Here is a 15,383-nt window from a genome sequence, read left to right on the forward strand (position 1 = left end):
TCGCTGCAGCACTGCAACGACGGAAGTCAGGTGGGTCGCCAACGCGAGGCTTCCGCTGCCATCTCTGCACGTGCACGGCTGAGGCGTGCGAGGCGCCTAGGGTTCTTGTCGATGTTCAGCGGCGGCGTGAGGTGCTCGATCACCGCGGTCTCGACCTCCTTTAAAGGGACTGGCATGCACACGGGTACGGGCCACGCCGCGAGCGTCAGTCGCGTGTGCATCCACAGGGTCAGCCGCTCGTCGCCGCCGGGCGCGAGCGCGTAGTTCGCGAACCGCTCGGGATTGGCAAGGTTTCGAGGAACAGCCTCCAGTTGCAGCGATGCTCGAAGGAGCGCGGCGAACGAGCGTCGCACCGTTGAGCTCCCGGTTTGCGGCTTCGACCGCGGGTTCATCGCGAAGTGACCATTGGGGTCTCGGGAGACCAGGCTGTCCTCCGCCTTGCCGACGAAGAGAGGCCGCCCAAACGCAGCCTCGAGCGCGAGTCTTGCCCAAGTCTGGTCATCGCCGTAGATCGCATACAGGCCGGGCCGTGCCGGCACGCGCCCGCCTGCGCCGGTGATCGCCCAGCGTTCTCCGCTCAGCGTGTGGACCGCGGCTGTGACGAGGTCATTGAGCGGGACGATCGCGGTCATGATCGCGACTGTACAAGCGGGACGCGACGGCGGGTCTCGCCCAATGTCGGCGACGGTGTCATAGCTCCGTTGCGAGGTGCAAGCCCGCACTGAACGCCTTCGCGATCACTTCCAAGGCTAAATCAACTGGATTACGCCGAGGCCAGATCGTCATCGTGGGCGCCACCGCGCGACCGTTGGTCGCTCCGAGTTGACCAGAGCCACGAGCAGAGGGGGTGGGGCGTCCCTCGACGTCTCTTCTCTGTCAGGAGGCGAGCTGCTGTACGCGCTGCTTCGACAGCCCGAGCACGACTCCAGCTTTGCTCAGGCTCATGTGCGTCTCCGCGAGCAACGTGCGCATGGCGAAGTGGGGGTAGTCGTTTCCCGGCTAGTGGTTTCTCGGTACCGGCGACGGCGGTTGGACACGATAGGTCGCTTGGTATCGGCCCTAACCGGTTCCTGGCTGAAACGAGCTAGATCTGGCAGGCCTTCCTCCGGCGCCTAGGGTGCGTGCGGATTGGGGGTCGGTCCTTCGAGTAAGTCGCCCAGCGATGGCGACATATCCCGACCGAGGAGACCCCGTGCCCAGAAGGATCATCAACACCGCAATGCTCCCTCAGCGACGCCCCCGCCGCCGTTCCGGCGCATCGACGATCACCAGCCACAGTCGGACGATCTGCAGCTTGACCGGGAAGCTGCGCTACCGCGACCGCCACCAGGCCGTCGACGCGCTGAACAGCACGCGCCGCCAGCGCGCCTACGAGCTCGCCCACTTCGGCTCCTCGACGCGTGAGGAAACGCGGATCTACCGGTGCGCCGACAGCGGAGAGGGCGGATGTGGCGGCTTTCACGCGACATCGATTCCCAGTTCGGTGCGCCGGGGAGCGGCGGCGGCCGTGACGTTGCAGACTCCGGAAGCCGTGTCCGCCGCGATCCACATCATGGCGCGCGCTAGCGGGCTCCTCGGCGTCGGCGAGGTGGCCGCATGAGCCGCGGCGACGGCACCGCGCGACGCCTCACCCTGCGTGGGCATTCTCTCCGTTCGATCAACGCCACTGTCTCAGCCGACCAGACTCTGACCGGTGACATCGAGCGCACGGTCCCGCCGGTAGAGGGCGCGAATGTCTCTGCCGCCAGCGCCGCACTGGGGCTGCGCACGATGGCAACTGCGAGGACCCGAGCCGGCCGGTCGGCGGCGCAAGCCTCGAGGAAAGCCGAGAGTTGGCGCAAGGCCGTGCAGATCCGCTCTGATTTCAACGACCGAGTGGACCGGAAGCTGAAGCATCCGCGGACCGCAACGCGGTTGTCTGATGCCCTCCAGTACGACGTCCGCAGCGCGGGAGTCGCCTATTTGGCTTCCTGGCTGCCCGGCATCGTCGTCGTCGGGCTGGCTCTGGTAATGGTCAGCAACGATCCTCCCTTCGTCGCCGCCACCATCAGGAGGGCGCTCGATATCCCCGAGAGCACACCACTCTGGGATGTTGCTAACCCCGACATCCTGGTGACGCTCGCCAGCGCGGCGGGCATCACCCTGATCCTGCTGGGGGTCGCGCACCTGCTCGGCAAGTCGATCGCTTCCGTCCTCTTCCTGGACCCTCTGCTTGCCCGGCAGGATGATTTCCCCGAGGCCGTGAGAGCGCGCGAGGTCCTGCCTCGCGGTCGCGCTCTCATCGTCGTGGGTGCGGGCGCCGCCGTGATGACGGGTGCGGTGCTGTTCCTACACACCATCGCCGAGCAGCGATTCGAGGGCGGCATCATGGCCGCATTCACGGGAAGCAGCACTACCTCGGCTGCTATCACCGCCTACGTGACTTGGCTGCCGGTTGCACTCGTCTTCCTGGAAGTCATCGCGAGCCACCCCATCTTCCACCACGCCCGTAAAGCAGCGCGCTGGTCTCTGGGCTTCCGGCTGACGGAAGCCCACGATGTCCGACGTGACCGTCGGCTTGCCAGGAAGGTGGCGACCGTCGGCCGCCGCGCTCGGATCGGCATCGCCCGTCTCGGGGACATGCTCGGCGATGTGACGCTGCGGTCGCAGGGGGAGGTGATCGAGGCTGCCCTGCGCACCGGAAAGGTCAGCGTGGCCGATGTTGCGACAGTACTCGGCGTCGGCGCAACTGCGACGTCTACTGACCCCTCGACGTCCACTGACCCGAAGATCGACCTGACCGGGACCGTAAACACCGGTCTCCAGAAGACGGCGGTTGTGAGCAATCGCGCCGCCGAGGCAATGGCCTCCTTTCTGTCCGTCAACGCAATCAAGGACCTGGCCGGGGTCGCCACGCTCTGGACCGATGCGCGCGAAGCCGCCACGCCTTCCGACTTCACCCTCCGCTCCAACTTCGGGGCCTCCGCCCACGAGGGAGATGGCGTGAACGACGAGGACGGGAACAGTTCGCTCACCCAGGAGACGGACGCACGCGAGCCTGCGATACCCGACCTCCCGCGCACCAGTACCACCAAAACCACCACCGACACCGCTGACGCAGCGGCCTGACCAGGAGCTCCCGTGACCTCTCACACTTCTCTCTCTCGGCGCCTGATCGGCGCCCTCGCTGCCTCGCTGCTCCTCGTTGGAACGGCAGCTTGCACGTCCGCGCCGAACGACTCCACGGAGACCACCACCGCCTCGGCCCCGACATATCAGCTCACCGCCGAGGCGCGCGATGCCTGCTCCGCGGTGCTCGAGCGCGAGAACCCCGACGCATCGAAGCACCTCATCATCATCGATGACTCCACAGCCTCCAGAGCCCCGAGCCCGATGCCCCCGGACCTGGCCGAGGCAATCACGGACACAAGCGTGAGCGATGGTTCAGTGAGCGTGATCGCGGTCGACGGCGAGGGTGAAGAACCGGCTCTGCTGGCGAAGTACGCCGCGCTCAGCACCCCAGGTGATCGGACCCGTCCGTCTGTAGGCGAGCTCGCCGATGTGATGCCGAGCTGCGTCGACCAGGTCCTGCTGTCGCAGGTCGCGCCCACCGCCCCCGGGACAGACCTCCACCGAGCGCTCGCACTCGCCTCCGAATTGACGACCGTCACCAGTGAGGTCTGGTTGCGGACCGATCTGGTCTCCACCAACGGACCGTTCGCACTCGATAACGATCTCCTCGCCCTCGAACCGGCGGAGGCGGGCCGCCGCATCGCTTCGGCGGCTCCAATCGATTTCGACGGCGCAGCCCTACACATCATCGGCATCGGCACGACGAATGAGCCGTTGCTGACAGCCAACCGCGAGTGGCTCCGCGACCTCGCGACCCAGCTGTGCAGCTCGTGGAACGCCACGGGGTGCGAGGGGATCACGGCCACTCCCGGGAAGGCTGGTGACGTGTCCGAGGGCCTTCCCGAAGATCACCTTCCGACATTCCCGTCGGTCGTCTCCGACCCCACTGCCGGAGGTTGCACCTTCGAAGCGCCCGCAAGCATCGTTTTCGCAGGCGACTCGTCCGCCCTTCGCGACGACGCCTCGATCGCCTTCGCGAACGCGATCGCCCTGATGCTCGCAAACCCGACCTCGACGGCGACCATTGTCGGGCACACTGCCAGCTCGGCTGCCGCATCGGACGAGGGAGATCGTGTGCTCTCTGAGATGAGAGCCGATGCCGTGCTGGCGTTCTTCGTAGCCGCCGGTGTCGATGACGACCGCTTGACAGCCCTCGGCGTCGGCGATTCGCAGCCGAAGGTCGAGGACCTCGACGAGAACGGCGAGCAGATCGCGGCAGCTGCGGCGACCGAACGCCGGGTCGACATCCTTGTGGAGGGAACGGGCTGCAGCGCATGAGCGACCTAGCTCCTCTTCGCACTCGTCTCGGAGGGCTCCGCGAGCCCGCTCCGCTTCGACGCCCAGGGCGCATTCCCTGGTGGTGGGCGCCGTTTCTCGTGGCCGCCCTGTCAGGGCTCGGTTGGGGCGGCGCGGCGCTTCTCGACCAGCCGCGACGCCTTGGAGACACAGTCCTGGTCGGGGAGCGCAGCCCGGCAGCTCTCGATGTAGTTCTACTGCTCGACGAGTCGGGGAGCTTCGCCGACTACGCCGCTGTGAGAGAGGAGGCGCTCTCCGAGCTCGCGAGCTGGGCCCCCGATAACCTGCGGGCCGGCGACAGCATCACTGCCATCGCGTTCGCGGGCGACGCCGTGGTTAGGATCCCGCAAATCACCATTGGCGCTATCGACCCGGACGAGTCGCCGGTGACCCTGGACACACCGTCGGTTGGGGGTACGGCGATCCTTCCAGCGCTCTCGGCGGCGCTTAACGCCGTCGGTGACGCCGGGGGGACCCGCACTCTCATCATCGTCACCGACACGATCGTCGAGGACGCTGACGCAACGTCCATCGAAGAGGCAGTGCAGGCACTTGACGCCACGACCATGACAGTCATCACTCCGGCCGGAGTCGGGGTTACTGAACCGTGGCAGAACGCCTTCCCCTGGGAACACACGGAATCGGCGGACCCAGGATCTGCCGGCAGCACCTCTCTGGCGCTGGGTCGCGCGCTGGCTCACGCGACGGGCCAATCCATCCAGGACCGCTAACGGACTTCGACGCTGCATCGCCGCGCTCGGGGTGTGGCGATGTTTAACCCGCGTAAGCGGAGAGGACGCGGTACTCATTCCACTCAGGCAGGGCCACGAGAAAGGTGATGCTTTGCCCCTGACCGACAGGTGCTGAGCATGTACGGCGGCCCTCATCTGGAGCATAAGTGTCGACGCAGTCCAGCTCATCCAACTGCATTTCGATGCCCAGCTCTTCGATGCGTGTCAAAGCTATGACCGCTTGCCTAGTAGCAAGCGACGCTGAGATCTCCCTGCCGGCGAGGACCGACTCGACGACCGTCTTGATCGTCGCGGTTCCGTCCCAATACCCGACGTCGTCGATGACGGCAGATGAACCTGACCAAGACACGGAGGCCTGCGCCGACAGCGTTCCGCGCGCTGGCGCGATTTTGTCCTCGGACGCCGTCCAACGGACGCGAATGCCGGAACCGACGCCCTCCAGAGCATGGACCTTGACGTTCGCTCCGCTTGCAGCGGACTGCGGGTCAAATATGCCCACAAAATCCCATGACGAAGTCCAAAAGCCGACAAGCTCGGTAGCAGTGTGCGGGCAGACAAGAACGGCGGCGATGCCGCTCCCGTCAATCGTCATCGCCATTCCCGGGATCTCGTCCGCGTCGGCGAGCACAGCTTCGAGAGTGCCTTGCCTCAGCGCTGACCCCACCGACGCTACGGTGCTTTCGCAGGCGGAGGCGACAGGTGCTCCGAGAAGCGCACCGACATCGATTTCCGACGCGGCCAGCGGCGACCGTGTTGGTAGGGGTTCGGGCTCCCCCGAGCACCCGGCAAGCAAGCCGATGGCGGCGAGAGCACCAACCAGCAACCTCAACGTCGTTCGGGCGCCTGACGAGCGTGTCATCCGAACGGCGTCGGAGCCGAGGTGGACGTCGGGAGGAAGTCGGTTCCGTTCCATTCGTGCTCCACCGTCCAGCTCGAGCCGTCGGGGTCGTTATAGCCCTCCGTGTGCCCTACCATCACCGAGAGAATGCCGTCACCGTCGTCGTCCTCAGTCCACGCCGGGTAGAACCGCATCTCCATGGCGCCGGACGCCGTCGCATCGCTCCCCAGGTCGGCATAGCCAGTGGTCGTGGGACGTAGGACGACGACTCCGTCGTATCTACCGGGATTGAAGCTCAGAAAATACGTACCCGCCGCATCCTGTCCGATTGCCCGAATCTCGGATGTATTCACGATCGAACCCGATCGCAACACCTGCCCCGCGCGATCGAGGATCCCGTAGGCCGAACCGGACGGGTCCTGCAGAGTGACAAGCCAGAGTGCTCCGAGCTGGGTATGTCGCATTGGTGAGATGCCGACCACTCCGCATTCCTCAATGCACGCGCCGTCCGCTCTCGCGAGCGCCCGGATGGCGTCCAACGACGCATCCGACGGCGGCGACAGCTCTGCCTCCGCCTGGGTCGGGGGAGTGGTGGGAATTATCGAGGCAGCCACTACCGACGGGGTGCCTGAACCCTCTGTTGAGAGCGTGCCGGGCATCGGTAGCGCAGAGGAGGTGCACCCTGACAGGAACGCCGCGATGACCGCAGCGACCGTCACCGTGCCGAGTCGATGCGCCTGGACAGCTCGAAGCAGCTCGGTAGCACGAAACGTTCCCATCAAGTCTCCTTGCCTGCAGGGCGATTACCGAGTCGGAGGTCAGGTGTGGATGGCTGAAGCATAGCTGGGCGCGGACGATCGACTCGTGGGTTTCTGCGCAGGAGGACACAACGCCGGAGGGTCTCCGACTCGTGGGTTCCTGCGCAGGAGGACACGACGCCGGGGGGGGTCTCGTCTTGGTGCTCACCATCCCGCTAGCATGAAGCACGTCGGCGAGTGAGAAGAGAAGTCGAATGGGTCGAGCTCTGCCAGTCATCCGTGGACTGATGTCTCAACTTGGGTTGGGCCGGGAGATGGCCGCGCTCGTAACCCGCGATGGGACACTCACTAAGAAGGGCCGCGAAGTGCTGGGGCCCCATGTTTTCGGTGTGTCTGCAAAGGCTCTCGCTCGAGATGAGGAGGTCGACGAGCGCGACTTGGCTGCTCGGTTCGACCAGCACCGTTCGGCGCTGCTAGCGATGCCACTCTGGTATCGAGCTCTGCTGTCTGCGCACCAGGAGTGGGTTGACGCAGGACACCTCCCGGTCTCGACGGCCCCCAATCAGAAACTTCTCCTCGACGCCTTGCTGCTGGCCCAGCAACACGGAGAGGCCAGTCCGGGGGTAGCACCGCGTGCTGCCTCGGAGCATATCTCGATAATCGCGTCGTCAGTGACCCTCACTGAGATCGGTCTCGACCACGCCTTTAGCGACCCGGATTTTGCGGCTTCGCTGCTGAAACGCCTTCAGGGGATTGAGATGCCGATGATCCATCGCGCGGAACCGGTCTCAATTAGGGAGCGGAATAGGCGCAATAGGATGCAACGGGATGTGCTGGAAAGCTTCGCGATGGCGGCTGGCCGGACCGCTGTGAATGACGACGCGGAGACGAGTTGGAGAGCCTTTCTCGCCGACGAAGCGAGCACGGCTCCGCCCTCCGCCCTCGAGCTCGCCTCGAGTAGCCCGCCCGCTTCCCGCCTAGTGGACGCCGTTCGGGTCGAGTCCTCAGATTGGCTGCCGCTCGACGCTTCGGTTCGAGCACGCTTCGAGAGGATACTTCAGGGTAAGGGGAGATTCGCTGCGTATACCGTCGATGCGCGCGATGCGTGGATTCGAGCGGTCGATGCCGTCGCAAGCCCCTTCGCGCTTTCGCGCTCGAGTTGGCGCGCGACCCTTGTCCTCGGAGCCGCGGGAATGACCGCAGTGACATTTGAACCGAGCGAAGATCCGGCAAGTAAGCGGCGGAAATTCGAGAACCTTCCTCAGGGAGCTCGGATCATGGCTAAGAAGTGGAGCAATGTCCGCCTGTTCCACGTGCTACACAGCCTTCAGCTCACACCGCCAGAGCTTTCCACGTTCTCCTGCCACCCACACCAGTACATGCTCGGTCGTCTTTGGACCCGCCTTTACCGGCTTCGTTTCACGAGCGATGACGAACTCAGTGCAGCCGACGCGTGGGCGCAGATCCACGGGGCCTTTACATCGACCATGGACAATATTCCGACCGTCTTCGCCCGGGCGCTGCGTGTGGAGGAGCACGTACTAGACAAGACGTCGCTCACCGTCGCCGCTGCCGACATCGGCGAGGAGCCCGAAACCGATCAGGCACGCGAAAGCGTGAGCCAGATCCTTAATTCGGCGATGGCCGAGCAGTTCGATGAGACGTTGCGGTTCCTCGATTCGGTCAAAGAACTTGGTGATCGCCGACGGGGAGAATCGTACGGGCGCCTGCAGAGAACGTGGTACGACATGGTCGCTGTGTATCTACGTGACGAACGTCCATTCCGCGAGGAGCGCCACGGGGCGCGATACGTCCAGGTGCCGTTGACAGCCGATGACTTGCCAGCCTTCGGTCAGGCGGTGCCCGTGATCCAGTCGATCTTGGGTCGAGACGGGGACCGATGACCCTGTCGATGTATTCGGGGTCGGTCCTCTTGTTGTGCAAACAGAACCGTTCGGGAGTCCGCCGATGAGACACATGATGATCGAGGTTTCCCGTGACGTGGACGACCTCTTCATGCTCCGCCCGGAAGGGGCTCCTGGCGTCATTGATGGTGACCGCATCTCGCGGCAGGCTCTCGAAGTTGTCGGCGGATTCCTCCTCCTCGATGTTGATGGCGGCGATGTCATCCCCACCGCTGTGATCGAGCAGCCAACAGTTAGTGCACCCTGGGTAAGGGAGCTTTACGGCGCCGACGTCGCGTTTGCCTTGAACGATGCGTTCTCGGCTCCATACTCGCCGATCGCAGTGCTCGTCGCGGCACCGATCACTGAGCTCAGCCGCGTCGCCTGTTCCCTGCTCAGGGGCATGTGGTTGCGTCGGTGGTGGCCGTCGCCGACCGGGCAGATCCCTGCGCTGACAGAATGGCTCCTCGACGCCGAGCTGGGATCTCTCGCATTCGATGCATCGACACTTTTCGCCGACATCGAGCCCTCGCGTGAATTGCTCGCTCTTGCTGGTAGCGAGCTCGAGGAGTCAGGCGGGCTCGACCTGGCGGAGCCCGTGGCCCGAATCGTGCGCGTAGCCAGAGAGCGCGCCAGTATGCTGGCCGTCACGCCAATTACAGCCCATCCCAGTTCGATCGCATCCTCGCACGCTCGCGAGCGCCGGGCATTTGCCGCTCGGGTCGGATCAGGTCCAGTTGACTGGCGCACCGTTCCGCCTCGCCAAGTCAGTGCGAGTGACGACGCCGTGCGCTGGTCAATCTCCCGGTCCGACGACGTGACTGACGTGAAGGTGAGTGTAGAAGCCGCACCGACGTCCCAGCGATCACCGCTCTTCTTCCGAGTGCATCACGATGCCGACACCGTGTCGGCGCGGCTACTCCTCGCCGATGGTGAGTACACAGGATCGGTGCAAATCGATCCCGAAATCGAGCTGGACGACATCATTGTTTCTGTGCAGTCGAAAAATCTCGGCACTCGGGGCCGCCGGCCGCCGGACGTGAGCGAGGTCGCGCGAATTCGTGAGCAGGTGGTGGCAATCGTTGAGGCGAGGCTCCGACGAACCGACACGAGCGACGATGACGTCATGCTTGCAGCGGAGCGAGTCGCGGCGACGACTGCGTCGTCTGTTGCGTCACTTTCCAAAACCGTCCACCCGATCTCCTTCCCAGCGTTCGTGCGGACCGCCCGGGCCGCTGCTGCATCGGACGGCGACCTCCCGTCCACCACTGCCGATCGCTCAGGGTTGACGCTGCGGTTAACCAGCCTCGGCGCTAGCAGCGTGCACATTGCCCTCGGTGCCAACGCGGATATCGCGCACCCTCTGGATGTGGTGGTCATATCCGCTACGACGGCGGCCACGGAATTGACTGTCGTCGTCGCGCTCGACGAGATTGATGGGCTCTTCTTCGGCGAGGCCACCGTGCAAGTGGCTGGAAACTGGGAGGGCACGTCCGTGACGCTCCCTCAGCAGGTAACCCAGCTCTCTCCGGCTATTTTCGACTCGCTGGGGGCCAGCGTGAGAGCCACCTCGCGTGAAGGGACAGGCGCATGGCGGCGCATCCTCGCGACACTGCCGGAAGAGCATCCAGCGGCCATTGCGATCTACCGCGCACTTGCTCCGAGGAACCCTCGTGGGTGAACGACCGTGGCGCATGGCCGCTTTGAGCCTCTCGTTGCTCGTTCTCGCGGCCTGCACCGCTCAGACTCTGGAACGGAGCACACCCACTCCGATCTCGATTGAGATAGACGCGTCGGCGCTGCGGAGTGCTCCGATTCCCTCCATCTGCGAGCATCCTGCAGGATCCCTGGTCGACGGGTCCCTTCCCGGCATCCCCGAGAACCAGGGCTACGCCTTTATGCCGGCTGTGACGGAAGCGACACCGGCGGGCACTAATCTTTCGTTGGTGGCCGCAGGCGGCACGCACGACGATCCTGTGGTCGCCGCGGTCCTTCGATGCAATCGCGGAGGGGTCCATTGGCCGGACCAGGTCGGGCTCTGGACATCCTCGTTTGAGTTTCTCGGATTGTTTGAGCCAGCCCAAGCAGTGGACGGCTTCAGCGAAGCGATCACCGAGCTCTCTGCTTCCGGAGAAAGCTTCACAGTACGTTGGGTCGCCGGGAATGAGGGCGATCCCAGTTGCTGTGGAACGTTGTCGGCCGAGGCCGACGTCTCCTGGGACGGGGCGAGGATCAACATCAACAACACGCGCGCGTTTGACGGCTCGGACGCGGTCGTAGCAGTAGCTGAGGCGGTGTCACAGAACGAAGAGGTCCCAGAATCGGCGGCCACCGCCCAGGCGACGACCGCGCTCGCTCGCCTGGTTGATCTGGGGGCGTCGCCCAATCTCGAGGCTTTAGCGTGCGAGGCGTCGCCTGACATCGCCCTCGGCCAGAGAATCTGCACAGCGCCGCTCGACGAAACCCAATCGGTCGAGATCGGTGTCGAAATTGACGGCTGGAACGACTACCGGGTGGTTACCGCTTATGTCCAATAACGGCGGCGGTCAGACTGATGTACTGAAAGCTCTCAGCGATGCCGCAGCGGCTCGCGCTGCTCTCCTCGCTCGACTCACCACGAAATCGCTGAACGGTCTCTTCGACCGATGCGCCTCGGCCATCGCCGAAGGGAACCGCGAGGCGTTACAAGCGCTCGCGGACCCGAAGGGTCCCGAGGCCAGCGCGCTCCTCTCCGGCGACGGAGGCGTTTTCGTCGATGGTGTCGAGACGTCCGATGCCTACCGGGTCCTTGTCGCAGTCACCGACCTCGCCCTGACCGTGCTCGAGCCGGGGGACGTCGACGCTGCGGTCACTGCTGCTCTCGACCTCTTCGACTATCACCGGGTTTGGTCAACCGAGATCGACGCTCAAGCACCTGCGTTCAAGGCGCCGCCGGGAACCGGTGCCGCCGCATCGCTCGTTCTCGCCCTTCTCGAGACTCGGCGCAGCCGACCGTCAGCCCGGTTCCTCCAGCTACTCGTCATCTCGCTCTCCTCGGGAAGACCGCGTCGTCACGGCCGGGCATGTGAGATCCCCGTCCTGTTCGGATCCTCGACCGACCAGGCGGGCACAGCTGCGCACCTGAAACTGGAGCGGCTCGAGGAAGGACCAGCCGGACTGCATCCGGACCCGACCCGCATGACTTTCCTCGTCACGAATGACGAGTTCATTGCCGCAGTGCAGGCCGCATGGCAGTCATCGTCGTTCTTCTTGGAAGGTTCGCCCTGCGTCGTATGGTCGATCATCGAGAACGACGAAGCCGTAATCGACCCAACAGGCTCATCGCTAGGAGCCGCCTTCGCGGTCGCTCTCGACGACGTAGCTCTCGGACGAAAGCGCAACATCTTTCCGACCCGGAGAACTCTCGATCCCACGTGCGCAGTAACGGGACGACTCGAGGGCGAACAGATCCTCCCCGTGGAGGGCTACTCATCGAAGATCAGCGCCGCGGCGTTGAAAAACTGGCGGGTGATCGTCCCGCAGAGCTCGCTAGCCGACGCCGAACACGAGGGGAGAAAATTCGAGGTTCGCATTTCAGGTGCTCCCGATGTCTCTTCCGCTGTCCGGCAGGCACGAACCAGATCAAATCCGCGCTTCTACATCGCCCTCTTACTTGTCGCGATCCTCGTCATCGGAGTGGCGTCCGGAGTTTGGGTGGCGCGCCAATGGGCGAGGGACGCGGAGTACGCTCAATTAGTTCAACAGGTTTCGGCGCGGCTCGCATCTGAGGCTCCGGAGCGGCAGCTAACTGATCCTCGCACCGGTGCATTGCAAGCACTCGCCTCTCATCGCCTTTCTCCAGGCTTCGCCTCAACCTCTGCCATGCTGCAGATCGCGCAACAGAACGCTTACACCGCCGCCACCACCCAGGCGCATGACACCGAGATTGTCGGGGTGGCCTCTCTCGGCCCAGCGGTCGTGTCCCTCGGGACGGATCGTCGCCTGCGATCTTGGGATGCCGACGCGCTCGAACCCCTTGACGAAATCGATCTCCCAGCCGGCGGCTTTGACATCACAGCGATACCTGCCGCCTCAGACGGGACGGTCTCCACGCCAGGCTTCCTTATCATCCAGGAGTCGGAGGGGATCGTCCCGATTGACGTTGGGGCAGACGGGGCGCTGTCGGCCCGACCGCGGATCGCCCTTGACTCGGAGCCGCTCACAATCGCCCCAGGACCTCAGCCTGGCCAGTTCACCACTGTCGACCGCGGAGGAATAGCGGTCACCTTCACCCAAGACGGTACCGAGATTGACCGCGTCGACATTGGCGCTCTCATCGGCCTCGGCACCGGAGGAGTTCGCCTCGTCGCCGCCGCAGCCGGCCCGACGATTTCGTTCCCCGGACGGGGCTGGGATTCGGGCAGGCTACTGCTAGCCACCGACGTCAAAGGCGTCTATGTCTACCATCCCAGCACGAGGGAAGCGGTCGTCACTGCGCCAGCCGGAGTCGTGCCTGAGATTGTCACCGATTTGATCACCACGGACGACCGAATCCTTATCGGTACCGAGGCGGGCATCGTCGATTGGAACTTTCAGGAGGAACGCGTCGAAGCGTACCCGTTCGGGGGTATCGCCGGACGTATCGACAGCCTCGCCGTCTCGACCTACGAAAGCGATCTTGCAGTGTCGAGCGGCTCTGCTCTCACCATCATCCCTTTGCGCGGTGCCGCCTCACAGGCGAACGCCGTCGTTGCTCAACAGAGAAGCGGTCTTACGACGGCTCTGTCGGCCGTCGAACGCGAGGGGGCCTTCGTCGTGGGACACAGCGACGGCCGTCTCGTCCTCGCCGACGCGACTGCAGCGCTGAACCAGGAATCGGCGGAAGGCTCGAACGTCGTCGAATTCAACCCGGCGGGGGACCTCATCCAAACCGTCTCGAGCGGGACCGCCAACGAGATCACAGGGCTCCGTAGCATCGACGTCACAAGCCCGACCACCGAAGGGGGCTACCGAGTCCTGCGCGAGTTCAGCGGTAGAGAGTGGTATCAGACGCCCTTCTACATCAATGACGTCGATTCCACTGAAAACCTTATTGCTGCCGGAGGCCTCGACCAGACGGGCGCGGGAATGATTTTGGTGTGGGACGCCCGCACTGCGCAACCGATCAAGCAACTAATCGTCCCGGGCGACACGTCGAACGCCGAGATCGAATCAATGGTAACCCGTGTCCGATTCGCGGACGAAGGGCGCATGCTGGTCGCCTTCAATGTGCAGTCGGGCGACCTTACCTTCTGGGATACCGTTACCTGGCTCAAAGTAGCGACGAAACACGTCGGCGAAGGCGTTGGTGGAATGGAAATCACCCCCGACGGGCTAACGCTTGTCGTGAACAGTTGGACCGGGTGGGACGCGACCCGAGATCTCGTTTTGCGTTTCTACGACGCTCAATCCGGACTGGAGCGCTCGACGGTCGACCTCGACAACAGCCTCAAGCTCTCAATCAATTCAATCGACGGACGACTCGCGATGCTGAGCGCGGATCGGACTCTGGAGATCAGGTCGCCCGATGGCAAAACCGTTGAAAGAACTCAACCACTGCCTGCGGAGGTGCAGGACCTGGCCTGGAGTCCTGACGGCCAGCGGCTGGCCGCAGTCATGATTAGCGGCTGGGTCAGTGTTTTGGATGCCAACTCACTCGTAGCCTCGGTTCCACCGCTCAGAACGGTCAACGGAGAGGAAACCGTCTACATCAGTTGGTCTCCCGATAGCTCCCTCCTCGGCGCTCTAACACTGCAGCGAGTGGGCACCCGGATTTACAACGGAGAGACGCTGCTATACCAGCCCGACGCCGAAACCTGGACTCGCCAAATGTGCGACATCGCCGGATCTGACTTCACCGCGACCGAGTGGAGGGAACTCATCTCGCCAGAAATCCGGCAGATCGCACTGTGCGCGAACAACAACGGCTCGTCGCCAACGGCACCGCCGGTCCCGAGCTCCGCGCCTACCCCGGCCGGGCCGCTGCGCAATCTATATGAAGGAGTTCCTGCGCTGCCGCTTGATAGGCCAAAAGTGATGGCCGACTCTGGCTCAGTAGAAGCCGTGCAAGTCTTCGCGGACGACCTCGCGGCGGGCTCCATCGATCGAATCATCCAGTTCTGTTCGGAGATACACCCAGACGCGGCGCGGGAGCTCTATGGATCCGAAGCCGGACGGGGCGCAATTCTCCAAGCTCTCTCCCAGGCCGGAATGGCGGCACAGAACGGTCTGATCTGGGAAGGAGAGTATGTCTCGCTTACCTTCAATGGCAGAAGCCGAGACTTCTATCAATGTCCATCGGTATCAATTGGTGGGGATACACCGAAGCTGCTCGAGCGCGATCTCGCCTATTTAATTGATAGAGTGGTCGCCCGCGCCGACGGGACGCCGCTCAGCGAAGAGGACGAGTTCGAGTGGGATCCGCTGTCTTGCGACGACGCCCCGGGAGGATGGCGCGGGGAGCAGGCCGCCCCCGTCTCCGCATCCACTCCCGCCCTCGTTATTGACGCCGCACGTGCCCTGCAAGGGCAAGAACTCACTGTCTCCCTCCAAACTATCGGAGCGGAGCGGTACTACGACATCAGCGGAGACCAAGGTGAGCTCGTTCTCCGCCAAAAGTGGCACTACGTGTGCTTCGGCGATGGGGCGGTCAGTTAGAGCGACGCACCCAGGCTGGTGGTTTCGGGGTTGGTCCTCAACGTAGCGA

General features: G+C 64.1%; 11 protein-coding genes. 8 read left to right on the top strand and 3 right to left on the bottom strand.

Annotated elements, in window-relative coordinates; all coding sequences use genetic code 11:
• Nucleotides 1–26: 26 nt before the first annotated feature.
• On the bottom strand, nt 27–632 hold the full coding sequence (locus GSU72_RS02100; protein WP_159983313.1) for a GIY-YIG nuclease family protein: 606 nt from the start codon (nt 630–632) through the stop codon (nt 27–29).
• A 662-nt stretch (nt 633–1,294) separates the two neighbouring features.
• Between GSU72_RS02100 and GSU72_RS02105 the strand changes: the two genes are divergently transcribed.
• The 4 genes from GSU72_RS02105 (at nt 1,295) to GSU72_RS02120 (ending at nt 5,138) form a co-directional block, all read left to right on the top strand.
• Nucleotides 1,295–1,600, top strand: coding sequence for a hypothetical protein (locus GSU72_RS02105; protein ID WP_159983315.1), 306 nt, complete (start codon nt 1,295–1,297; stop codon nt 1,598–1,600).
• Nucleotides 1,597–3,108, top strand: coding sequence for a hypothetical protein (locus GSU72_RS02110; protein WP_159983317.1), 1,512 nt, complete (start codon nt 1,597–1,599; stop codon nt 3,106–3,108). The genes GSU72_RS02105 and GSU72_RS02110 overlap by 4 nt, the downstream gene beginning before the upstream one ends.
• Before the next feature lie 12 nt (nt 3,109–3,120).
• Entirely contained in the window at nt 3,121–4,389 is a 1,269-nt protein-coding gene (locus GSU72_RS02115; RefSeq protein ID WP_159983319.1) for an OmpA family protein, read from the top strand.
• 98 nt (nt 4,390–4,487) lie between these two features.
• Nucleotides 4,488–5,138, top strand: coding sequence for a vWA domain-containing protein (locus tag GSU72_RS02120; protein ID WP_159983321.1), 651 nt, complete (start codon nt 4,488–4,490; stop codon nt 5,136–5,138).
• Nucleotides 5,139–5,181: 43 nt separating this feature from the next.
• Here GSU72_RS02120 and GSU72_RS02125 read toward each other — a convergent pair whose 3' ends face one another.
• Both GSU72_RS02125 and GSU72_RS02130 read right to left on the bottom strand, forming a co-directional pair.
• Nucleotides 5,182–5,787: a hypothetical protein gene (locus GSU72_RS02125; protein ID WP_159983323.1), complete on the bottom strand. Its 606-nt coding sequence runs from the start codon at nt 5,785–5,787 to the stop codon at nt 5,182–5,184.
• Between the two features lie 227 nt (nt 5,788–6,014).
• A complete protein-coding gene (locus GSU72_RS02130; protein WP_159983325.1) occupies nt 6,015–6,716 on the bottom strand; it encodes a hypothetical protein in 702 nt (233 codons plus the stop codon).
• A gap of 353 nt (nt 6,717–7,069) precedes the next feature.
• Here GSU72_RS02130 and GSU72_RS02135 point away from each other — a divergent pair, with 353 nt between their 5' ends.
• From GSU72_RS02135 to GSU72_RS02150, 4 genes are all read left to right on the top strand, one after another.
• Nucleotides 7,070–8,659, top strand: coding sequence for a hypothetical protein (locus GSU72_RS02135; protein WP_159983327.1), 1,590 nt, complete (start codon nt 7,070–7,072; stop codon nt 8,657–8,659).
• Nucleotides 8,660–8,732: 73 nt separating this feature from the next.
• Nucleotides 8,733–10,340, top strand: coding sequence for a hypothetical protein (locus tag GSU72_RS02140; RefSeq protein ID WP_159983329.1), 1,608 nt, complete (start codon nt 8,733–8,735; stop codon nt 10,338–10,340).
• Nucleotides 10,333–11,196 carry a hypothetical protein gene (locus GSU72_RS02145; protein WP_159983331.1) on the top strand — a complete coding sequence of 288 codons (864 nt, stop codon included), beginning with the start codon at nt 10,333–10,335 and terminating at the stop codon, nt 11,194–11,196. The genes GSU72_RS02140 and GSU72_RS02145 overlap by 8 nt, the downstream gene beginning before the upstream one ends.
• Complete coding sequence (locus GSU72_RS02150; protein ID WP_159983333.1) at nt 11,186–15,334, top strand: WD40 repeat domain-containing protein; 4,149 nt, start codon at nt 11,186–11,188, stop codon at nt 15,332–15,334. Before GSU72_RS02145 ends, GSU72_RS02150 begins: the two co-directional genes overlap by 11 nt.
• Nucleotides 15,335–15,383: the final 49 nt, after the last annotated feature.

This window comes from Rathayibacter sp. VKM Ac-2760, from assembly GCF_009834185.1.
GTDB lineage: Bacteria > Actinomycetota > Actinomycetes > Actinomycetales > Microbacteriaceae > Rathayibacter.